The sequence below is a fragment of the Janthinobacterium sp. EB271-G4-3-2 genome (assembly GCF_020858035.1).
Taxonomy (GTDB): Bacteria; Pseudomonadota; Gammaproteobacteria; order Burkholderiales; family Burkholderiaceae_D; genus Janthinobacterium; species Janthinobacterium aestuarii.
The window spans coordinates 436,409-455,031 of sequence record NZ_JACYMG010000003.1; the positions used below are offsets into that span (position 1 = coordinate 436,409).

Here is an 18,623-nt window from a genome sequence, read left to right on the forward strand (position 1 = left end):
GCCGCCTGGCGGCGCGTGCCGCCGCCAGGCTCCCCCACTCATCACAGATAGTCGTATTTATACAACAGCTGGCAATTTACTGCTGTGCAGCATTGCGGCCTTGCCGTGCCCGGTCGTATGCTGGAAACGAGGCCATATGCGCTACGCGCGCCATGTTGACGTCTTTCAGATATTTATTGCATATCGATAGACAGAACGATTCGTAAGCACGCCGCGTGCCCACTGTTAATCTGATTGCATCACCGGACCGCCATGGTCCGCGCAACCACAACCGAAGAGATATCGTCGATGAGTTCAAGCAACGCCCGCTCCCAGCTTCCCGCCCTCCCCGTAAAAACCGTGATCGCCGCCAGCCTGGTCGCCTGCTTCAGCCTGCCGATGCATGTGCAAGCGCAGCAAGAGCTGCCGGCCGAAGGCGAATTGCAATCGGTGGTCGTCACCGGCACCTTCGCCAAGAACCGCCGCACCATCGATTCCGAATCGCCGATCGACATCCTCACTTCGCGCGACCTGCAAAGCACGGGTTCGGGCGAACTGGCCACCGTGCTGGCGCGCCTGCTGCCATCGCTGAACTTTGCCCGTGCCACGGGCGCCGACGCCAGCGACGCCGTGCGTCCGGCCCAGTTGCGCGGCCTGTCGCCCGACCAGACCCTGGTGCTGGTGAACGGCAAGCGCCGCTATACCTCGGCCGTCGTCAACGTCAACGGCTCGCTGGGCCGCGGCTCGGCGCCCGTCGACCTGAACGCCATTCCCCTGGCCGCCATCGACCACGTGGAAGTGCTGCGCGACGGCGCGGCGGCCCAGTACGGTTCCGACGCGATTGCCGGCGTGATCAACATCATCCTGAAAAAAGGCGCGGCCGGCGGCGATGTCGAAGTGGGTTATGGCCAGACGCAGGAACGCGACGGCAAGCAAAAATCCATCAAGGGTTCGGCCGGCTTCGCCCTGGGCGACGACGGCTGGGTGCGCGTCTCGGCCGAAGTGGCGGAACGCGACCCGACCAACCGCGCCGGCGCCGATTTCCGCAACCCGCTGGAACCGCGCTACGGCAAGGTCAACCAGCGCTATGGCGACCCGGAAAGCAAGCCGGCGACGATTTTCCTCAACAGCGAATACCACATCAGCGACAACCTCGACTGGTATGCCTTCGGCAACTACGGCAAGCGCGACACGTCGGCCGCCGCCACCTGGCGCACGGCGCTGATCACGGACCCGAATAATTCGAAGCAGTTCGTCCAGCGCACGCCGCTCTTCCCGGAAGGCTTTTTGCCATTGCAAAACAGCACCCTGACGGACCAGTCCCTGGTGACTGGCTTGCGCGGCGAGACGGCCGGCTGGCGCTGGGATGCCAGCCTGAACTACGGCAGCAACAAGTTCGAACTGGACCTGGACAACACGGTCAACCAGTCGCTGGGCGCCAACAGCCCCACGCATTTCTATGCAGGCTCGCTGAAAAACGAACAGACCGTCTTCAACCTCGATGCGGCGCGCGAATTTCCTGTCTCTTTCTTTACGGGCCCCCTGACGGTCGCCGTCGGCGCCGAAGCGCGCCATGAAAAATACAGCATCGGCGCTGGCGACGAAGCGTCGTACACGGGCGGCGGCTCGCAAGGCTTTGCCGGCTTCCGTCCCGCCAACGCCGGCAGCCACTCGCGCCACAACGAGTCGATCTATGTGAACCTGGAAGCGGAAGCGACGAAGAAACTGTCGGGCGGCGTGGCCCTGCGCCATGAGCGCTACAGCGATTTCGGCAGCACCACCTCGGCCAAGGGTTCCGCGCGCTATGCGTTCACGGACGCCCTGTCCCTGCGCGGTACCGTGTCGAGCGGCTTCCGCGCGCCATCCTTGGCGCAGCAGTACTACACCATCACCACGACCAACTTCCAGGTCGTCAACGGCATCAACACACCGATCGAGACGGGTACCTTCGCCGTCAACACGCCGCAGGCACGCGCCCTCGGTGCACAGGATCTGAAACCGGAAAAGGCCCGCAACTACAGCCTGGGCCTGCAGTTCCAGCCTAACCGCAACTTCACGACGACAGTAGACGCCTACCGCATCGACATCGACAACCGCATCCTGTTCTCGGCCAATCTGGTCCTCAACAATGCCTTGAAAAGTATCCTGGCCGCGCAAGGCACGCCTGTGGGCTCGGGACGCTACTTCACCAACGCCGTCGATACGCGCACGGAAGGCGTGGACATCGTCAGCACCTACCGCATCGACCTGCAGGACAAGGACCGCCTCGATCTCACCGTGGCCTACAACCACAACAAGAGCACGGTACGGAAAATCGCCGATAATCCGGCCATCCTGACGGCCAACAACCTGAAACTGATCGACCGCCAGAGCATCGACCGCATCACGGTGGCCTCGCCGAAGGACAAGTTCAGCCTGGCCGCCGACTATGGCTTCGGCATCTGGAATGCGCACGGCGTCGTGACGCGCTACGGCAGCTTCACCGTGCCGCAGAACGACGTCAAGCTGGACCAGACGTACGACCCGCAATGGGTGCTGGACGTGTCCGGTTCCGTGAAACTGGGCAAGAACTGGCGCCTCGTGGCCGGCATCGACAACGTGACCAACCGCTACCCGGCGCAAGTGACGAGCGCGGGCAACCTGAACGTCAACGGCACCCAGCCCTACAGCATCTTCGCGCCGAACGGTTTCAACGGCCGCTACTACTACGCCAAGGCTGGCTATAGCTGGTAAATAGCGCTCTGCCATGCAAAAAGCCCGCGCATCTTCCGATGCGCGGGCTTTTTTTCATGTCTTGCGCCCGCAGGCGCTGCAGGCTCAGGCGCGGCGGCGGCGCGCGGCAAAACCGACCAGGCCCAGGCCCAGCAGCATCATGCCGTAGGTCGCTGGCTCAGGCACTGCCGAGACCGAGTTGAACGCGCGGAAATTGCTCAGGCCGCGCGGCAGGTTGCTCAGGCTGAAAACCGTATTGGCGGCCAGCGGCGTATCCCAGTGGAACAACAATTCGCCACGGCCATAATGCACGGCCAGGTAGTCAAAGCTGGAGTTGACGGTGAACGAACCGGATTTGCTGCTGGCTATGTCGCCCTGGGCGGCCAAGACCAGCGAACCGGCGCCGCTCGATGGCAGACCGAATTTGCTGCTGACCAAACTCTGGATGGCGGCCGCACTTTGCGCGCCGGATGGGTTGGCGCCGTCAAAGACCCAGACCGAGTCCGCTGCCACGCTGCCGTAGGTGACGGTCTTGCTGCCCACCGCGAAGCCGCTCATGGCGGGATCGGTGATTTCCACCCAGCTCGCAGCCTGGGCCAATGGCGCCAGGCAAGCCGAGACAGCAAGGCAGAGACCCAGTACGGCACGTTTAGTCATATTCATAGTTTCCCCTATTAATAAATTTCAAAAATTACAATGTTGTTTATATTTTTATTACATTTCCTTGCGATTGGACAAAAGATATCATTCAGGAAATCAAAATGCAATAAAAGAAACATCTTCAGCCATTGAAAATTTCAATCGGTCTCATGCATTGATTACATGAGCCCGCTTTGCGCAGTGCCATGCGTCGCACACCTGGGCCATGAAATGGGCGGGCCCGACTGAAGTGTTGTTAATTTACACAGGCGCAGGCGCCGTTCAGACAAGCCCGGCCGACGTTATCGCACGCCGTCTTGCGCCAGCGCAGACAAGCGCCATGCTTGCTGCCGGACGGCCCGTCGCCGCGCCCTATCATGCATGCTCCTGCCGACATCCATCACGGAGCACGCCATGCTGACTTTAAGCAAATTGAGTCCCTCCATCACCGACATGATCCGCTTCGACCATAGTCACGTGCTGCTGGCCTTTCACCAGTACACCACCAGCAAAAAGCCTGCCGTCAAAAAAGCGCTGGCCGAAACCATCTGCAGCGCGCTGGACATCCACGCGCAGCTGGAAGAGGAAATTTTCTATCCCCAGATGCGCCTGCTGGACGGCGACGCCACGGTACGCCAGAAAAGCGTGCCCGAGCACCAGGAAATGCGCCGCCTGATCGCCGAATTGCGCGCAACCGATGCGGCGACCACGCGTCATGACACCCTGTTGCTGGAAATGATGCGCGGCGTGCTGCACCATGTGGCCGATGAAGAAACCGTGCTGCTGCCGGAAGCCGAGACGCAGCTGACAGCAAGACGCTTGAGCGAGCTGGGCGCGCAGATGACACAGCGCCGCATGGCCCTGGTCAAGCCGCAAGCGGGCAAGATCGCCGCCAATACGCTGATCGGCTTTTCCAGCAGCACCACGGCCTGGGTCATGGGCGCGGCCGGCGTGCTGCTGGCGGCCAGGCTGTTTGCCCGCAAAACGGCCTGAGCCGACCTAGCGAGTAGCCAGGCCGGCGGGCAATCAGCTACCATGGGAGCTCTTCGACTCCGATGACGGACCACCATGCCCAGCTGGCACCTGGCCGACGCCGCCGAACTGGCGGCGCGCCATCCCTACACTTTTTATAAATCGCCGCCCGAGGCCATCGCCCAGGTGCGCCCCGGCGAGGTGGTCAAGCTGATCTTCGCCTTCCACAGCGACGACCCGCAAGCGCCAGGCGCCGAGCGCATGTGGGTGCTGATCGATACGGTCGAGCCGCATGGGCACTTCACCGGCAAGCTCGACAACATGCCCGGCTACATCGCCGATTTGCAGGCCAAAGACCCCATCGTCTTCGCGGCACGCCACATCATCAATACACAGCACGACGATGACGATAACCTCGTCAACCGCTACGCGGGCCTGTGCTTCGTGACGAAAAAAGTGCTGGAAGACGGCGCGCCCGTCGGCTATCTGTACCGCGAGGAACCGGACAACGACGACGACAGCGGCTGGCGCTTCACGGCCAACGACGAAAGCGACGACTACATGAACGACAGCGCCAACGTGGCCCTCGTGTCGCTGGGCGCCGTGCTCAGCGTGGACGACCGTTTCATCGGTCTGCTCGACTCTCCGGCCGGGTCGGCCTATGCCTTCGATCACAACACGCAACAATTCATGGCAGTTGACGAATGACAACAGATGAACTGAAGCAATTTTGCGCGGCCCTGCCCGGCGCGCAAGCCGTGCTGTATGGCCCGCCGTCGAACATCCTCGTGTGTGAAGTGAGCGGCAAGAAATTTGCCTATTTCAAGACCAGCGCACCGGAACAGTGGCGCTTCAGCCTGCGCGTCAGCGCCGAGCGCTTTATCGAACTGACGGACATGCCCGGCGTCAAACCGGCCCGCTACATGGGCCGCTTTCACTGGGTGACCATCGTCGACGTGGCGCGCTTCCCCGCCGATTACCTGGCGGAACTGGTACGCGATAGCTACGCGCGCGCCGTGGCCAGCCTGACGCGCGCGCAAAGGGCGGCCATCGCCTAGAGGGCTTCCTCGCCCGCCATGGCGCGGTCGATGTCTTCGCGCGTCAGGTCCGGCGCCAGTTGCAGGATGAACTCGTAGGCGTAGGCGCGCAGGTAGGCGCCGCGGCGCACGGCCAGGCGCGTCGTGTTGGTGGCAAACAGATGCGACGCTTCCACGGCCCTTAAACCCTTGTCGCGGCCATGATCGAAGGCCATCGAAGCGACGATGCCCACGCCCAGGCCCAGCGCCACGTACTGCTTGATGACGTCCGAATCCATGGCCGTCAAAATGATGTCGGTCGTCACGCCCGCCTTGGCGAACGCATCATCGATATGGCCGCGTCCCGTGAACCCCTTGTCGTAGGTAATCAACGGATATTTCGCCAGGTCTTCCAGGCGGATCGGCGAGTGCTCGAGCAGCGGGTGGCCGTCCGGCACGACGATCAGATGGCTCCAGCGGTAGCACGGGAACGACACGAGGTCGGGGAACTGGCTCAAGCCTTCCGTGGCGATGCCGATATCGGTCTTGCCCGACAACACCCATTCCGCGATATGCTCGGGCGCGCTTTGCTGCAGCGCGATGCGCACCTCGGGGAAGGCGGCGCGGAAGCCCTGCACCACTTTCGGCAGCGCATAGCGCGCCTGCGTGTGCGTGGCCGCCACGGATAACGTCCCGCTGGTCTGGCCGCTGTATTCGAGACTGGCCTGCTGCAGGTTTTCCGCCTCGATCAACAGGCGGTCGACGATCTTCAGGATGCCCTTGCCCGGCTCGGTCAAGCCCGTCAAACGCTTGCCGTTGCGCTCGAAAATCACCACGCCCAGCTCGTCCTCGAGTTCGCGGATTTGCCGGCTCACGCCCGGCTGTGACGTGAACAGGGCGTTGGCCACTTCCGTCAGGTTATAGCCGCGGCGGGCCGCTTCGCGGATCGAACGCAGTTGTTGAAAATTCATAGTGTTCCAGCCTCTCAGGTTCTTGTCGGTTCAACGAACACGTGTAATCGTTTCGGGCGGACAACTAACGTCTCCCCTTCCTTCAGCTGCAGATGGGTAAAACGCTCGTTCGACATCACTGCTTCGATCAGCTCGCTGTTATCGACGCGCTGCAAGTCCAGCTGGGCCAGCGGGCCGATCGCATGCGCGCGGCTCAGCTTGACGACGATGCCTTCCGCGCCCTGCGTGTAGCGGTCGATTTCCAGGTCGTGCGGCCGCACATAGGCCGTGCCCTTGCTGTCGCTCACGCCCGCATAATCGGGGACCTCGAAGCTGGCGTCGCCGGTCGCCATCACGCCGTCATGCACGCGGCCGTGGAACAGGTTGACGTTGCCGAGGAAGCCGTAGACGAACGGGGACGCCGGGTGGTTGTAGACTTGCTCCGGGGAACCCAGCTGCTCGACGGTGCCCTTATTCATCAGCACGACCTGGTCGGCCACTTCCAGCGCCTCTTCCTGGTCATGCGTGACGAAAATGCTGGTCACGTGCAGATCGTCATGCAGACGACGCAGCCAGCGGCGCAATTCCTTGCGCACCTTGGCATCGAGAGCGCCGAACGGTTCATCGAGCAGCAGCACGCGCGGCTCGACGGCCAGGGCGCGCGCCAGGGCGATACGCTGGCGCTGGCCGCCCGACAGTTGCGGCGGATAGCGGTCGGCCAGCCAGTCCAGCTGCACCAGTTCCAGCAAATCTTTCACTTTACGGCGGATCTGGTCTTCCGACGGCCGTTCGCTGCGCGACTTCACGCGCAAGCCGAAGGCCACGTTTTCGAATACCGTCATGTGCTTGAACAGCGCATAGTGCTGAAAGACGAAACCGACTTGCCGCTCGCGCACGTGGCGGTTCGACGCATCTTCCGCGTCCAGCAGCACTTGCCCGCTGTCCGGATGTTCGAGGCCGGCAATGATGCGCAGCAAGGTGGTCTTGCCGCAACCGGACGGACCCAGCAGGGCCGTCAATTCGCCGGCGGGAAAGTCCAGCGAGATATTGTCGAGGGCGACGAAATCGCCGAAGCGCTTGTGGATGTTGTTAACTGCGATGGTCATATCAGTGCTCCGTAGAACGTAAGGCGGAATCGTCGGCGTCGCTCTCGTTCAAACGCCACTCAATGAAAGCTTTCAAGGCCAGGGTCACCAGGGCCAGCAGGGCCAGCAGGGAGGCGACGGCAAATGCGGCGGCGAAGTTGTACTCGTTGTACAGAATCTCCACCTGCAGCGGCATGGTGTTCGTTTCGCCGCGGATATGGCCGGAGACCACGGACACGGCGCCGAACTCGCCCATGGCGCGGGCGTTACACAGGATCACGCCATACAGCAGACCCCACTTGATGTTCGGCAAGGTGACTCGGCGGAAAGTGTTCCAGCCCGACGCGCCCAGCACGATGGCGGCCTCTTCCTCTTCGCTGCCTTGCGACTGCATCAGCGGGATCAGTTCACGCGCCACAAACGGGAAGGTGATGAAGATGGTGGCCAGCACGATGCCGGGCACGGCAAACAGAATCTTGATGTCGTGCGCCTGCAGCCACGGGCCGAACCAGCCCTGGGCGCCAAACATCAGCACGTAGATCAGACCGGAAATGACGGGCGAGACGGAAAACGGCAAGTCGATCAGGGTCAGCAAGATGCTCTTGCCGCGGAATTCGAACTTGGCGATGCACCAGGAAGCGGCCACGCCGAACACCAGGTTCAGCGGCACGGCGATGGCGGCCGTGATCAGGGTCAATTTAATCGCGGAAATCGCGTCCGGATCGATGATGGCGGCGATATACGCTTCCCAGCCCTTCTTGAACGCTTCCGCAAACACGGCCACCAGGGGCACGATGAGGAACGCCGTCAGGAACAGCAAGGCGATGGTGATCAAGACCGTGCGCACCCACAATGGTTCCAGCACGACGGGCCCGACATTCGGCTCGAAGCGCCGCGCTGTCGGCAGCGCCTTGTCCACGCCAGCGGCGGCAATCGTATTCGTACTCATGATTTCTTCGCCTTTCCGCGCGCCCATGCTTGCAGCAGGTTAATCGTCAACAACAGCAGGAAAGACACCACCAGCATCACCACGGCGATGGCCGTGGCGCCTGCGTAATCGTATTGTTCCAGCTTGGTAATAATGAACAGCGGCGTGATTTCCGACACCATCGGCATATTGCCGGCGATAAAGATTACGGAACCGTACTCGCCCGTGGCGCGGGCAAAGGCCAGCGCAAAGCCCGTCAGCAGCGAAGGGAAAATCGTGGGGAAGATGACGCGGATAAACGTTTGCAATGAACTGGCGCCCAGGCTGGCGGCCGCTTCTTCCAGTTCCTTTTCCGCGTCTTCCAGCACCGGCTGCACGGTGCGCACGACGAAGGGCAGGCCGATGAAGGTCAGCGCCACCACCACGCCCAGCGGCGTGAACGCCACCTTGATGCCCAGCACGCCTTCGATGAACTGGCCGAACCAGCCATTCGACGAATACAGGGCCGTCAGGGTGATGCCGGCCACGGCCGTCGGCAAGGCGAACGGCAAGTCGACCAGCGCGTCGATGATGCGCTTGCCGGGAAACTTATAGCGCACCAGCACCCAGGCCAGGATGCCGCCAAACACCACGTTCAACAGGGCCGCGATCAGCGAAGCGCCAAACGTCAGGCGGTAGGACGCCATCACGCGGTCGGACGTGACGGCGCTGAAGAAGGCGTCCCACGTCATGGTGAAGGTCTTCAGGAACACCGACGACAGCGGGATGAGAACGATCAGGGCCAGGTAAAAGAGCGTGAAGCCCAGTGACAGCTTAAACCCCGGCATGACCCGAAACGGCGCTCCGCGCGCCTTGAGCGGTGCTGCTGATGCTGCAGACATAGAAACCCCTTCTTATTACATTTTTGAGTTATAGGGCGCAATAATCACATGCAACCGTTATAAAAAGAACTAACCATTTCTCATTTGCTTAGATGGATTTTGCATACCTGCTGGCCGTATCTACGGATGAAAAAAAACGCACCGGACAGGTGCGTTTTTATGAAAGCTGAAACGTTTATTTATTGGGCTGCGGCGTCAGACGAAGATAAGGTTTCGCGGCCGTAAAGCCCTTCGGATACTTCTGCTTGATCACGTCCGGGTCTTGCACGGTCAATGGAATGATGACGTCGTCGCCGTCTTTCCAGTTGCCTGGCGTGGCCACCGTATAGCCGTCCGTCAGTTGCAAAGCGTCGATGACGCGCAGGATTTCATTGAAGTTGCGGCCCGTGCTCAGAGGGTACGTGAGGATCAGCCGCACCTTTTTGTTCGGGTCGATGATGAAGACGGAGCGCACGGTGGCCGTGACGGATTGCTCCGGATGGATCATGTCGTACAGCACTGACACTTTCTTGTCGACATCGGCGATGATGGGGAAGCCCACGACCGTGTTTTGCGTCTCTTCGATATCCTTGATCCAGCTCTTGTGCGACTCGGCCGCGTCCACGGACAGGGCGATGGCCTTCACGTTGCGCTTGTCGAATTCCGGCTTGAGCTTGGCCGTCAAGCCCAGTTCCGTCGTGCACACGGGGGTAAAGTCGGCCGGGTGGGAAAACAGCACCACCCAGGAATTGCCCGCCCACTCGTGGAACTTGAGCGGGCCGATCGAGCTGTCTTGTTCAAAATCAGGGGCGACATCGCCCAGGCGTAAAGTCATCGTGATCTCCTTGAGAGGTTGTGTGGCGGGATGTTCGTCGTATCAGGCTGCCTGACGGTGGCGCTTGTCGCTTTGCGCCAGGTCAAACAGCGTTTGCAGTTGCGCCTGGCCATAGACCCAGTCGCCAAGGCGCGACTCGGCGTTGATATGGCCCAGCGCACCGCCATCAATATACTTGCAATTCCAGCGCCGTGCCCACTGCGCCGCGTGTTCGGCCGTCATCCACGGATCGGTCTGGCTGGCGATCAGGATGCTGGGGCAAGGCAGCCGCTTTTGCGGCAATGCCTTCGCCACGCCAAACTTGTCGGGATCGGCCGGCCCCACCAGCAGCACGCCGGCCACGCCCTGCGGGTCGCGGGCCAGGCTGTGCGCCGTCGTCAGGCAGCCGAAGCTGTGGGCGACGATCAGGGTGGGCCGCGCATCCTGCCGCCGCACCTGGTCCAGGCGCGCCGACCAGCTGGCCAGATCGGGCGCGTTCCAGTCGTCCTGCTCGACCCGCTCGAATTGCGGATACAGGCGCTGCCAGCGGCTCTGCCAATGCTCGGGACCGCTGTTATGCAAGCCCGGCACGATCAGTACCCGGTAATCGGAAAAGCTGCGCAGCGCCATGCTGTGTCCTTTTAGTAACGATCTGGCCATCGTGCCATCCGGTATTACTTAGGCTGGTAGATCTGGTCGAAGATGCCGCCGTCGGCAAAGTGCGCCTTCTGTGCGGCCGTCCAGCCGCCCGCCACTTGCTCGATGGTGAACAGCTTGACTTTGGCGAACTGCGACGCGTATTTCTTCGCCGCCTTGTCCGTTGCCGGACGGTAGTAATTCTTCGCGATGATGTCTTGCGCCTCGTCCGTGTACAGGTAGTTCAGGTAAGCCTCGGCCACCTTGCGCGTGCCATGCTTGTCAGCAAACTTGTCGACGACGGCGACGGGCGGCTCGGCCAGGATGCTGACGGACGGCGTGACGATGTCGAACTTGGTCGGGCCCAGTTCCTTGACGGCCAGATAGGCCTCGTTTTCCCAGGCGATCAGCACGTCGCCGATGCCGCGCTCGACAAAAGTGGTGGTGGCGCCGCGCGCGCCGGAATCGAGCACGGGCACGTTTTTATACAGCTTGCCGAGGAAATCCTTGGCCTTCGCCTCGTTGCCGCCCGGCTGGCGCAGCGCATAACCCCACGCGGCCAGATGGTTCCAGCGGGCGCCGCCCGAGGTTTTCGGATTCGGCGTGATGACGGAGACGCCCGGCTTGATCAGGTCGTTCCAATCCTTGATGCCTTTCGGGTTGCCCTTGCGCACCAGGAAGACGATGGTCGAGGTGTACGGCGAGCTGTTGTGCGCCAAACGCTTTTGCCAGTCGGCGGCCAGCAGCTTGTGCTCGGCCAGCGCGTCGATGTCGTAGGCCAGGGCCAACGTCACCACGTCCGCTTCCAGGCCGTCGATGACGGCGCGCGCCTGCTTGCCGGAACCGCCATGCGATTGCTTGATCTTGACGTTGTCGCCCGTCTTGCCTTTCCACTCCTTGGCAAATGCCGTATTCACATCCTGGTACAGCTCGCGCGTCGGGTCGTACGACACGTTGAGCAGGGTGATATCGGCAGCCTGCGCCGTTTGCAGAATGGCAAACGCGCTGATGGCGGCGGCAATGATGATTTTTTTCGACAGCATCTCAGATCCCCGTATGGTTGAACTTGCAGAGCCACCAGATTACGGCGCCATGGCCGCAAAGAGAACGAAGCGTTTCGCCGTTTGATATGCGTTTTTCACATATGGACGGCGCGCAATGGGGATTTAGCAGTTAATAAAAACGGTTAAATAAAATGACGGCCCAGGTGGCGAAGGCCAGGATGCAGGTCAGCAGCACGGCGGCGCTGCCAAAGTCCTTAGCGTTTTTCGACAGCGGATGGCGTTCGAGCGAAATGCGGTCGACCACGGCTTCAATTGCCGAATTGATCAGTTCGACGATCAGCACCAGCAGCAGCACGCCGATCAGCACCAGTTTTTCAAACGCGGAGATGCGCAGCAGCAAGGCGATCAGCGTGCCGGCGACGAACAGGCCCAGTTCCTGGCGGAACGCGTGTTCATGGCGCCAGGCCGCTTTCAAGCCATCGAGCGAGTAGAAAAAGGCGGAGAAAATCCGTTTCAAGCCGCTTTTGCTCTTGAATTCATTGACAGGTTGCATAGTTTTCCATGGTTCAAAGTACATGCTATCCACGCATTATGACGGGCACAATAGGGATTGTGACAATTTATTCGCTATCTATCTCGGAACATTTCACTATTTTTTCACATCATGGTATAAAGAAGGATGAATACTGCATTGCACCAAATCCATCATGAAAATTGAACCGGTCGCTGCCCCGAAGACGACGATCCAGGTGATCGAACGCATGGTCGCCCTGCTCGATGCCCTGGCCAAATATTCCGACCCGGTCAGCCTGAAGGAATTGTCGAAAGTATCGGGCCTGCACCCCTCGACGGCGCACCGCATCCTCAACGACATGGTGCTGACGCGCTTTGTCGACCGCATCGAACCGGGCACGTACCGGCTGGGCATGCGCTTGCTGGAACTGGGCAATGTGGTGAAAAGCCGCCTCAGCGTGCGCGAAGCGGCGCTGGACTTCATGCGCCAGCTGCACAAGAAAACCCAGCAAACGATCAACCTGTCCGTGCGCCAGGGCGATGAGATCGTCTACATCGACCGCGCCTTTTCCGAGCGCTCGGGCATGCAGGTGGTGCGCGCCATCGGCGGCCGCGGCCCGCTGCACCTGACCTCGACCGGTAAACTGTTCCTCTCCGTGGACGAGCCGAAAGCCATCCGCGCGTATGCCACGCGCACGGGCTTGGCCGGACACAACAAAAATTCCATCACGGATCTGCAAAAGCTCGAGCGCGAACTGAGCCTGGTGCGCGAGCGCGGCTATGCGCGCGACAATGAAGAGCTGGAACTGGGCGTGCGCTGCATGGCCGCCGGCATCCGCGACGATACGGGCAAGCTGATCGCCGGCCTGTCGATCTCGGCGCCAGCCGACCGCCTGCAGGACGAGTGGCTGGTGGACCTCGTCGAAACGGCGAACCAGATTTCAGTGACGCTGGGTTTTATGCCCCAAGACTAAACCACTGCCGCATAAAAATGCTCAGGGCAAGGCGCACTAACGAAGACCGTACGATGAGTACGGCGAGTTGGTGCAACGCCGCCATGGGCATTTTTAGCCGCCGGGCAGGCTCATGTTGGCAGGCTTGAGGGCCTCCAGCCACTTGCGCATGCGGCCCGCATCGGCCGTGCGCGACTGTTTTCCCTTGGAATCGAGGAAGACCATGATCACGGCCCGTCCTTCGATGACGGCCTGCATCATCAAGCAACGTCCCGCCTCATTGATGAAGCCCGTCTTTTGCAGGCCGATCTCCCAGCCCGGATTCGCCACCAGGTGATTCGTATTGCCAAACTGCATGGGTTGGCCACTGGCTTCGACGATGGCTTTCGGGTCCGTCGAGTACTCGCGCAGCAGCGGATGGCGGAAGGCGGCCATGGCCAGCTTGCCCAGGTCGCGCGCGCTGGCCACGTTCATTTTCGACAAGCCGCTGGAATCGACGTAATGCGTATCCATCATGCCCAGCTGGCGCGCCTTGCTGTTCATGGCGTCGACAAACGCCGACAAGCCGCCCGGATAATTGCGTCCCAGCGCCGAGGCGGCGCGGTTTTCCGAGCTCATCAAGGCGATGTGCAGCATATTCGCGCGCGTCAATTGCGAACCCACTTTCAGGCGCGAGCTGCTGAACTTGGCGCGGTCGACGTCCTCGTCCGTAATCGTCAGCAGTTCATCCATGTCCTGATGCGCTTCGACCACCACCAGGCCCGTCATCATTTTGGTGATGGAGGCGATGGGCAGGGCCACATTCGAATTCTTTTCAAACAGCACTTCCGAATTGGCCTGGTCCAGCACCAGCGCCACGCTCGACTTGAGGTCGAGCGGATCGCGCGTGAGGTTCAGGCCGGCCAGGTCGCCCATGGTCGGCATCGGTGCGGCCATGGGCACGGCCACGCTGCTGATTTTTTGATAGATGACCTTGCGTTTGCCGCGCACCATGACGACCCGGCGCACGGTCTTGTCGCGCGGCGCGGCCGTCGCGCTCTTGCGCAGCACGACTTTGACTTTCTTGGTGTTCTGTTTCTTGGAGGCTGAGGATTTGCCGTTCGCTTCCTTGGCGTGCACGGCCGCAGCCGGCGCCAGCGCAAACAGCAGGGAAGCCAGGATACCCAGCGCAAGTTTAAACTTAGCCATTCGATAATTCCCCGTGAAGCTGTTGCCTTATTGCAGTGTAGCGAAATGCAGAGTATTCGCAAGCCTATTTAACAGTTAGGACAGTATTTATTGCAGTACTGAAATACAAATCGTTAGCGATCAGCAAACAAGCTCATCCTTGACCGGTTATTTGCTGGTGCACATCGCGGGGATGTCTATTTGTCCATGAATTTAACAAAGCCGGCCAGCGGCTCGCGTTCCGTGCTCAGACGGTTCTCGACCTTGCCCGGGTCGGCATAGCCGAGGGCCATGCCGCACACCACCATTTCGCTGGCCGGCACGCCCAGCTCGTCGCGGATGATGTCATGGTAATGGATGAAAGCCGCTTGCGGGCACGTGTCGAGTCCCCGCGCGCGCGCCGCCAGCATGATATTTTGCAAGAACATGCCGTAGTCGAGCCAGGAACCCTGCTCCAGCACCCGTTCGATGGTAAAGATCAGTCCGACGGGCGCATCGAAAAACTGGAAATTGCGTCCATGCTGGGCCGCCATGCCGGCCGTGTCGCTCCGCTCCAGTCCCAGCAGCTGGTACAGGTCCAGGCCGATCTTGCGGCGGCGCTCGATGAACGGCGCCGTCCACTGGCGCGGGTAATAGGTATACGACGCCGTGCGCGCGGGCGCATCGGGCGCCTTCGGTGCGGCATAGACGTCGAGGATGCGGCGCGACAGCCGCGCGCGCGCCTCGCCCGACAGCACATACACTTTCCACGGCTGCATGTTGGCGCCCGAAGGCGCGCGCGCCGCCACTTCCAAGATGCGCGCGATATCGTCCTGCGCCACCGGCGTGGGCAAAAAAGCGCGGATGGAACGGCGCGACAGAATGACGGCGTCGACGGCTTGCTGCGCCGCCTGTGTTTCAAATGCTTGCTTGTTCACTGCCCTGCTCTCCCGCTATCTCTATTTCTTGACGACAAACACGACGCCGACCACGGCCACCAGCATGCCGGCGATGCCCAGCATATTGAACGCTTCGCCGAACATCAGCCAGGCCATCACGGCCGTCGTGGGCGGCGTCAGGTACAGCAAGCCCGTCACTTTCGTGGCGTCGCTGCGACGGATCAGGGCGAACAGCAGGAAGATGGCGCCGATGGACAGCACGAGTACCGACCACAGCAAGGCGCCGATGAAATTCGCCGTCCATTGCACATTGCTGAAATGCAGGTCCAGCCCTTCGTAATACAGGGCGAATGGCAAGACCACGACGATGGAGGCGGCAAACTGCACCACCGTGCCGGTGCGCAAGTCGAATTGCGGGCAGTGGCGTTTTTGGTACATGGTGCCGGCCGTCATCGACAGCAGCGCGAACACGCACAGCAGCACGCTTTCCACCGTCAGGCCCACGAGGTTGATCTTCGCATACACGACGAGGGCCACGCCCAGCAAGCCGAAGAACAGGCCCAGCCACTGGCGCGGGCGCACGGATTCGCCGATCAGCGGCGCGGCGCAGGCCGTCAGCACGGGCTGCATGCCCACGATCAGGGCGGACAGGCCGGCCGGCATGCCCAGCTTGATCGCGCACCAGACGCCGGCCAGGTAGCCGGCCTGCATCAAAATGCCGGCCACGGCGATCTGGCGGAACTGTCCCACGGGCCACGGTGCGCGCAACAGCAGCACGAGCGGCAGCAGGATCACCAGCACGCCCAGGAAGCGCAGCAGCAAAAAGGTCAGCGGGGGCGCGTACGGCAGGCCGAACTTGGCCACGATAAAACCTGTGCTCCATAACAACACGAAGAAGCCAGGCAAGGCCATCGGCGTCAGAGTGGTCAGGAAAGAGGCTTTGCCGCTGGCGCCAGCCGCGGCGGGAAGATTGGACATGGTATCAACTCGGAAACGGGATCGGCACCAGGTGCTGCGCCAGTGCGGGAGGCAAAGTCTAGCATGCTGCGCCGCGGTCGTCCCCGCAGCCGCTGGAAACGATAGTTTAGATATAAACCATTGACACCCAGAAATCAAATATTTCTCTTTAGAAACAATGACTTTTGATCCAAATCTATTCAATTGTTGCATCGCACAAGAATCGCTTGACTTCGTTTTTTTTCACCGTAGAATAGGGTTTGTTGCGTTGCACAATTCTTGTTCAGCTTGAAAAATTTAGATTCACCTGCTTTCCCAAACGGTACACGCAGCATCAAATTAACCAGATTTCGATTTTTTGGAGATTTATATGTTTTCAATTCCTGAGCAATTTTCGTCCGCTACCAAAGCCAACCTGGAAGCCCAATTCGCCCTGTTCACGTCGCTGACGGGCAAAGCCTTCGAAGGCATCGAAAAGATCGTCGAACTGAACCTGACCGCTGCCAAAGCGACTCTGGAAGAATCGACCGCCGCCGCCAAGCAATTGCTGTCGGCAAAAGATCCACAAGAATTCTTCTCGCTGAGCGCTGCTCAAGCCCAGCCTAGCGCCGAAAAAGCCATCGCTTACGGCCGTCACCTGGCTGCCATCACGTCGGGCACCCAAGCCGAGTTCAGCAAAGCTGCTGAAACGCAAATCGCTGAAACCAACCGCAAAGTCCTGTCCCTGGTGGAAGAAGTCACCAAGAACGCGCCAGCCGGTTCGGAAAATGCCGTCGCCATCCTGAAAAGCGCCATCGGCAACGCCAATGCAGGCTACGAGCAGTTCTCGAAAACCAGCAAGCAAGCCGTCGAAGCCATCGAAGCGAACCTGACCTCGGCCGTGAACCAGTTCACGCAAGCCGCTGAAAAAGTCGTGCCACGCGCTGCCGCCAAGTAATTCCTGCGCGACCGCTCCGGCGGTCCGCTGTACCAGCTCCTCCAGGCATCCATCCCGCACTTCCCCGACGGATGCCATTATGCCCCAGCCCAGCTGGGGCATTTTTTATGCACGGTTACTCTCCCAGATACGCCGCCTTCACGCGCGGATCGTCGAGCATGGCGGCCGCGTTGCCGCCCATGGTGACGAGGCCGGAATCCATCACATAGCCGCGGTGCGCCGCCTGCAGGGCCAAACGGGCATTCTGTTCGACCAGCAAGATCGTGATGCCTTCGGACGACACCTTGCGGATCACCTCGAAAATTTTCTCGACCATGATGGGCGACAGGCCCATCGACGGTTCGTCGAGCAGCAGCAGCGTCGGATGACTCATCAGCGCCCGCGCCATGGCCAGCATCTGCTGCTCGCCTCCAGACAAGGTGCCGGCCATCTGCGCCGCCCTTTCCTTGAGGCGCGGAAAGACGTCGAACCAGCGGGCGATATCGTCCTCGACACCCGCCTTGTCCGTGCGCGTGTAGGCGCCCATCATGAGGTTTTCGCGGATCGACATGCGGGTAAACACGCCCCGTCCTTCCGGCACCATGGCCAGCTTCCTTTCCACCAGGTGAAACGACTTCGTGCCCTTGAGCGACTCGCCCAGGTAGCTGATCGTGCCTTCGACCTTGCAGGCCGGCAAAGTGCCCGTGATGGCTTTCAAGGTCGTCGTCTTGCCGGCGCCGTTCGCGCCGATCAGGGCGATCAGCTCGCCTTCGTTGACTTCCAGGTCGATGCCTTTCACGGCCTTGATGCCGCCGTAGGCCACGTGCAGGCCCGATACCTTCAATACATTCTTGTGCAAGCCATCGTTACTCATGCGTGCGATCCTCCCAGATAAGCCTCGATGACGGCCGGGTTTTGTTGTATTTCGGCCGGCAAGCCTTCGGCGATGCGCTTGCCATATTCGAGCACCGTGATGCGGTCGCACAGTCCCATCATCAGTTTCACGTCGTGCTCGATCAGCAGCACGGTCTTGCCTTCAGCCTTGATTTTCACCAGCAACTCGCGCAGGGCCAGCTTTTCCGTCGCATTCATGCCGGCCGCCGGTTCGTCGAGGGCCAGTAGTTGCGGGTCCGTGGCCAGCGCGCGGGCGATTTCCAGGCGCCGCTGGTCGCCATACGACAAGAAGCGCGCCGTGCGGCTGGCGAACTGGGCGATGCCAACGAAGTCGAGCAGCTCCATGGCCCGCTTGCGGATGGACGCCTCTTCCTCGCGCGCCGCCTTGTGGCGGAAGATGGCGCCGAACACGCCTTGGTGCGAGCGCACATGGCGCCCCACCATGACGTTTTCCAGCGCCGTCATGTCGCCAAACAAACGGATGTTCTGGAAGGTGCGCGCAATGCCCGCCTTCGCCACCTTGTGCGGCGCGGATGGCGAATACGGCTTGCCGGCCAGCTCGAAAGTGCCCGTGTCGGGCTGGTACAGGCCGGTAATGACGTTAAAGAAGGTGGTCTTGCCGGCGCCGTTCGGGCCGATCAAGCCGTAGATCTGGCCTTGCCGGATGGTGATGCCCACGTCGGTGAGCGCCTGCAAGCCGCCAAAACGTTTATTCACGCCGGCAATATTGAGAATGATCTGTTCGCTCAT

At 60.9% G+C, this 18,623-nt stretch carries 20 protein-coding genes; 6 read left to right on the top strand and 14 right to left on the bottom strand.

The features are described from left to right. Window positions 1-288: 288 nt before the first annotated feature. Window positions 289-2,712 (top strand): TonB-dependent receptor plug domain-containing protein, encoded by a 2,424-nt coding sequence (locus IGS55_RS09815; RefSeq protein ID WP_230517180.1) that lies wholly within the window; start codon window positions 289-291, stop codon window positions 2,710-2,712. An 84-nt stretch (window positions 2,713-2,796) separates the two neighbouring features. Here the strand turns inward: IGS55_RS09815 and IGS55_RS09820 are convergent, their stop codons facing one another. Then, on the bottom strand, window positions 2,797-3,354 hold the full coding sequence (locus tag IGS55_RS09820; protein WP_230517179.1) for an FxDxF family PEP-CTERM protein: 558 nt from the start codon (window positions 3,352-3,354) through the stop codon (window positions 2,797-2,799). A 390-nt stretch (window positions 3,355-3,744) separates the two neighbouring features. Here IGS55_RS09820 and IGS55_RS09825 point away from each other — a divergent pair, with 390 nt between their 5' ends. From IGS55_RS09825 to IGS55_RS09835, 3 genes are all read left to right on the top strand, one after another. Further along, the gene (locus IGS55_RS09825) at window positions 3,745-4,323 is read left to right on the top strand and encodes a hemerythrin domain-containing protein (protein ID WP_230517178.1); all 579 of its coding nucleotides are present in this window, start codon (window positions 3,745-3,747) and stop codon (window positions 4,321-4,323) included. 75 nt (window positions 4,324-4,398) lie between these two features. After that, entirely contained in the window at window positions 4,399-5,010 is a 612-nt protein-coding gene (locus tag IGS55_RS09830; RefSeq protein WP_230517177.1) for an immunity protein Imm33 domain-containing protein, read from the top strand. Then, window positions 5,007-5,360, top strand: a complete 354-nt coding sequence (locus tag IGS55_RS09835; RefSeq protein ID WP_230517176.1) for an MmcQ/YjbR family DNA-binding protein — start codon at window positions 5,007-5,009, stop codon at window positions 5,358-5,360. Before IGS55_RS09830 ends, IGS55_RS09835 begins: the two co-directional genes overlap by 4 nt. Here IGS55_RS09835 and IGS55_RS09840 read toward each other — a convergent pair. The 8 genes from IGS55_RS09840 to IGS55_RS09875 form a co-directional block, all read right to left on the bottom strand. Beyond that, window positions 5,357-6,289, bottom strand: a complete 933-nt coding sequence (locus IGS55_RS09840) for a CysB family HTH-type transcriptional regulator (protein ID WP_070301441.1) — start codon at window positions 6,287-6,289, stop codon at window positions 5,357-5,359. The two genes, IGS55_RS09835 and IGS55_RS09840, sit on opposite strands and share 4 nt — an antisense overlap. 14 nt (window positions 6,290-6,303) lie before the next feature. Continuing rightward, entirely contained in the window at window positions 6,304-7,374 is a 1,071-nt protein-coding gene (locus IGS55_RS09845) for a sulfate/molybdate ABC transporter ATP-binding protein (protein WP_072455473.1), read from the bottom strand. Between the two features lies 1 nt (window position 7,375). Beyond that, window positions 7,376-8,329: a sulfate ABC transporter permease subunit CysW gene (cysW, locus tag IGS55_RS09850; protein ID WP_442908154.1), complete on the bottom strand. Its 954-nt coding sequence runs from the start codon at window positions 8,327-8,329 to the stop codon at window positions 7,376-7,378. Continuing rightward, window positions 8,299-9,108 carry a sulfate ABC transporter permease subunit CysT gene (gene cysT, locus IGS55_RS09855; RefSeq protein ID WP_230517174.1) on the bottom strand — a complete coding sequence of 270 codons (810 nt, stop codon included), beginning with the start codon at window positions 9,106-9,108 and terminating at the stop codon, window positions 8,299-8,301. Before cysT ends, cysW begins: the two co-directional genes overlap by 31 nt. A 229-nt stretch (window positions 9,109-9,337) precedes the next feature. Continuing rightward, window positions 9,338-9,976, bottom strand: a complete 639-nt coding sequence (locus tag IGS55_RS09860; protein ID WP_034747512.1) for a peroxiredoxin — start codon at window positions 9,974-9,976, stop codon at window positions 9,338-9,340. A gap of 42 nt (window positions 9,977-10,018) precedes the next feature. After that, complete coding sequence (locus IGS55_RS09865) at window positions 10,019-10,585, bottom strand: RBBP9/YdeN family alpha/beta hydrolase (protein WP_230517173.1); 567 nt, start codon at window positions 10,583-10,585, stop codon at window positions 10,019-10,021. 44 nt (window positions 10,586-10,629) lie between these two features. After that, window positions 10,630-11,634, bottom strand: a complete 1,005-nt coding sequence (locus IGS55_RS09870) for a sulfate ABC transporter substrate-binding protein (RefSeq protein WP_230517172.1) — start codon at window positions 11,632-11,634, stop codon at window positions 10,630-10,632. A 130-nt stretch (window positions 11,635-11,764) separates the two neighbouring features. Further along, window positions 11,765-12,148, bottom strand: a complete 384-nt coding sequence (locus IGS55_RS09875) for a diacylglycerol kinase (RefSeq protein ID WP_230517171.1) — start codon at window positions 12,146-12,148, stop codon at window positions 11,765-11,767. 154 nt (window positions 12,149-12,302) lie between these two features. On the opposite strand from IGS55_RS09875, the gene IGS55_RS09880 reads away from it, so the two are divergent. After that, window positions 12,303-13,082, top strand: coding sequence for an IclR family transcriptional regulator (locus IGS55_RS09880; RefSeq protein WP_230517170.1), 780 nt, complete (start codon window positions 12,303-12,305; stop codon window positions 13,080-13,082). Window positions 13,083-13,175: 93 nt separating this feature from the next. Here the strand turns inward: IGS55_RS09880 and pbpG are convergent, their stop codons facing one another. The 3 genes from pbpG to IGS55_RS09895 form a co-directional block, all read right to left on the bottom strand. Then, a complete protein-coding gene (gene pbpG, locus IGS55_RS09885; protein WP_230517169.1) occupies window positions 13,176-14,249 on the bottom strand; it encodes a D-alanyl-D-alanine endopeptidase in 1,074 nt (357 codons plus the stop codon). Window positions 14,250-14,425: 176 nt separating this feature from the next. Then, window positions 14,426-15,145 carry a nitroreductase gene (locus IGS55_RS09890; RefSeq protein WP_230517168.1) on the bottom strand — a complete coding sequence of 240 codons (720 nt, stop codon included), beginning with the start codon at window positions 15,143-15,145 and terminating at the stop codon, window positions 14,426-14,428. A gap of 21 nt (window positions 15,146-15,166) precedes the next feature. After that, window positions 15,167-16,084 (bottom strand): DMT family transporter, encoded by a 918-nt coding sequence (locus tag IGS55_RS09895; RefSeq protein WP_046685994.1) that lies wholly within the window; start codon window positions 16,082-16,084, stop codon window positions 15,167-15,169. 349 nt (window positions 16,085-16,433) lie between these two features. Here IGS55_RS09895 and IGS55_RS09900 point away from each other — a divergent pair, with 349 nt between their 5' ends. Beyond that, window positions 16,434-17,000, top strand: coding sequence for a phasin family protein (locus tag IGS55_RS09900; RefSeq protein WP_230517167.1), 567 nt, complete (start codon window positions 16,434-16,436; stop codon window positions 16,998-17,000). Window positions 17,001-17,115: 115 nt separating this feature from the next. Here the strand turns inward: IGS55_RS09900 and IGS55_RS09905 are convergent, their stop codons facing one another. Together IGS55_RS09905 and IGS55_RS09910 are read right to left on the bottom strand one after the other, a co-directional pair. Next, window positions 17,116-17,838 (bottom strand): ABC transporter ATP-binding protein, encoded by a 723-nt coding sequence (locus tag IGS55_RS09905; RefSeq protein WP_230517275.1) that lies wholly within the window; start codon window positions 17,836-17,838, stop codon window positions 17,116-17,118. An 11-nt stretch (window positions 17,839-17,849) separates the two neighbouring features. After that, window positions 17,850-18,623: an ABC transporter ATP-binding protein gene (locus tag IGS55_RS09910; RefSeq protein WP_034747484.1), complete on the bottom strand. Its 774-nt coding sequence runs from the start codon at window positions 18,621-18,623 to the stop codon at window positions 17,850-17,852.

What these genes read in the sequence shown, in the direction of transcription:
- IGS55_RS09815 (WP_230517180.1), top strand. Translation starts at nt 289, where the DNA reads ATGAGTTCAAGCAACGCCCGCTCCCAGCTTCCCGCCCTCCCCGTAAAA.
- IGS55_RS09820 (WP_230517179.1), bottom strand. Translation starts at nt 3,354, where the DNA reads ATGAATATGACTAAACGTGCCGTACTGGGTCTCTGCCTTGCTGTCTCG.
- IGS55_RS09825 (WP_230517178.1), top strand. Translation starts at nt 3,745, where the DNA reads ATGCTGACTTTAAGCAAATTGAGTCCCTCCATCACCGACATGATCCGC.
- IGS55_RS09830 (WP_230517177.1), top strand. Translation starts at nt 4,399, where the DNA reads ATGCCCAGCTGGCACCTGGCCGACGCCGCCGAACTGGCGGCGCGCCAT.
- IGS55_RS09835 (WP_230517176.1), top strand. Translation starts at nt 5,007, where the DNA reads ATGACAACAGATGAACTGAAGCAATTTTGCGCGGCCCTGCCCGGCGCG.
- IGS55_RS09840 (WP_070301441.1), bottom strand. Translation starts at nt 6,289, where the DNA reads ATGAATTTTCAACAACTGCGTTCGATCCGCGAAGCGGCCCGCCGCGGC.
- IGS55_RS09845 (WP_072455473.1), bottom strand. Translation starts at nt 7,374, where the DNA reads ATGACCATCGCAGTTAACAACATCCACAAGCGCTTCGGCGATTTCGTC.
- cysW (WP_442908154.1), bottom strand. Translation starts at nt 8,329, where the DNA reads ATGGGCGCGCGGAAAGGCGAAGAAATCATGAGTACGAATACGATTGCC.
- cysT (WP_230517174.1), bottom strand. Translation starts at nt 9,108, where the DNA reads ATGCCGGGGTTTAAGCTGTCACTGGGCTTCACGCTCTTTTACCTGGCC.
- IGS55_RS09860 (WP_034747512.1), bottom strand. Translation starts at nt 9,976, where the DNA reads ATGACTTTACGCCTGGGCGATGTCGCCCCTGATTTTGAACAAGACAGC.
- IGS55_RS09865 (WP_230517173.1), bottom strand. Translation starts at nt 10,585, where the DNA reads ATGGCGCTGCGCAGCTTTTCCGATTACCGGGTACTGATCGTGCCGGGC.
- IGS55_RS09870 (WP_230517172.1), bottom strand. Translation starts at nt 11,634, where the DNA reads ATGCTGTCGAAAAAAATCATCATTGCCGCCGCCATCAGCGCGTTTGCC.
- IGS55_RS09875 (WP_230517171.1), bottom strand. Translation starts at nt 12,148, where the DNA reads ATGCAACCTGTCAATGAATTCAAGAGCAAAAGCGGCTTGAAACGGATT.
- IGS55_RS09880 (WP_230517170.1), top strand. Translation starts at nt 12,303, where the DNA reads ATGAAAATTGAACCGGTCGCTGCCCCGAAGACGACGATCCAGGTGATC.
- pbpG (WP_230517169.1), bottom strand. Translation starts at nt 14,249, where the DNA reads ATGGCTAAGTTTAAACTTGCGCTGGGTATCCTGGCTTCCCTGCTGTTT.
- IGS55_RS09895 (WP_046685994.1), bottom strand. Translation starts at nt 16,084, where the DNA reads ATGTCCAATCTTCCCGCCGCGGCTGGCGCCAGCGGCAAAGCCTCTTTC.
- IGS55_RS09900 (WP_230517167.1), top strand. Translation starts at nt 16,434, where the DNA reads ATGTTTTCAATTCCTGAGCAATTTTCGTCCGCTACCAAAGCCAACCTG.
- IGS55_RS09910 (WP_034747484.1), bottom strand. Translation starts at nt 18,623, where the DNA reads ATGAGCGAACAGATCATTCTCAATATTGCCGGCGTGAATAAACGTTTT.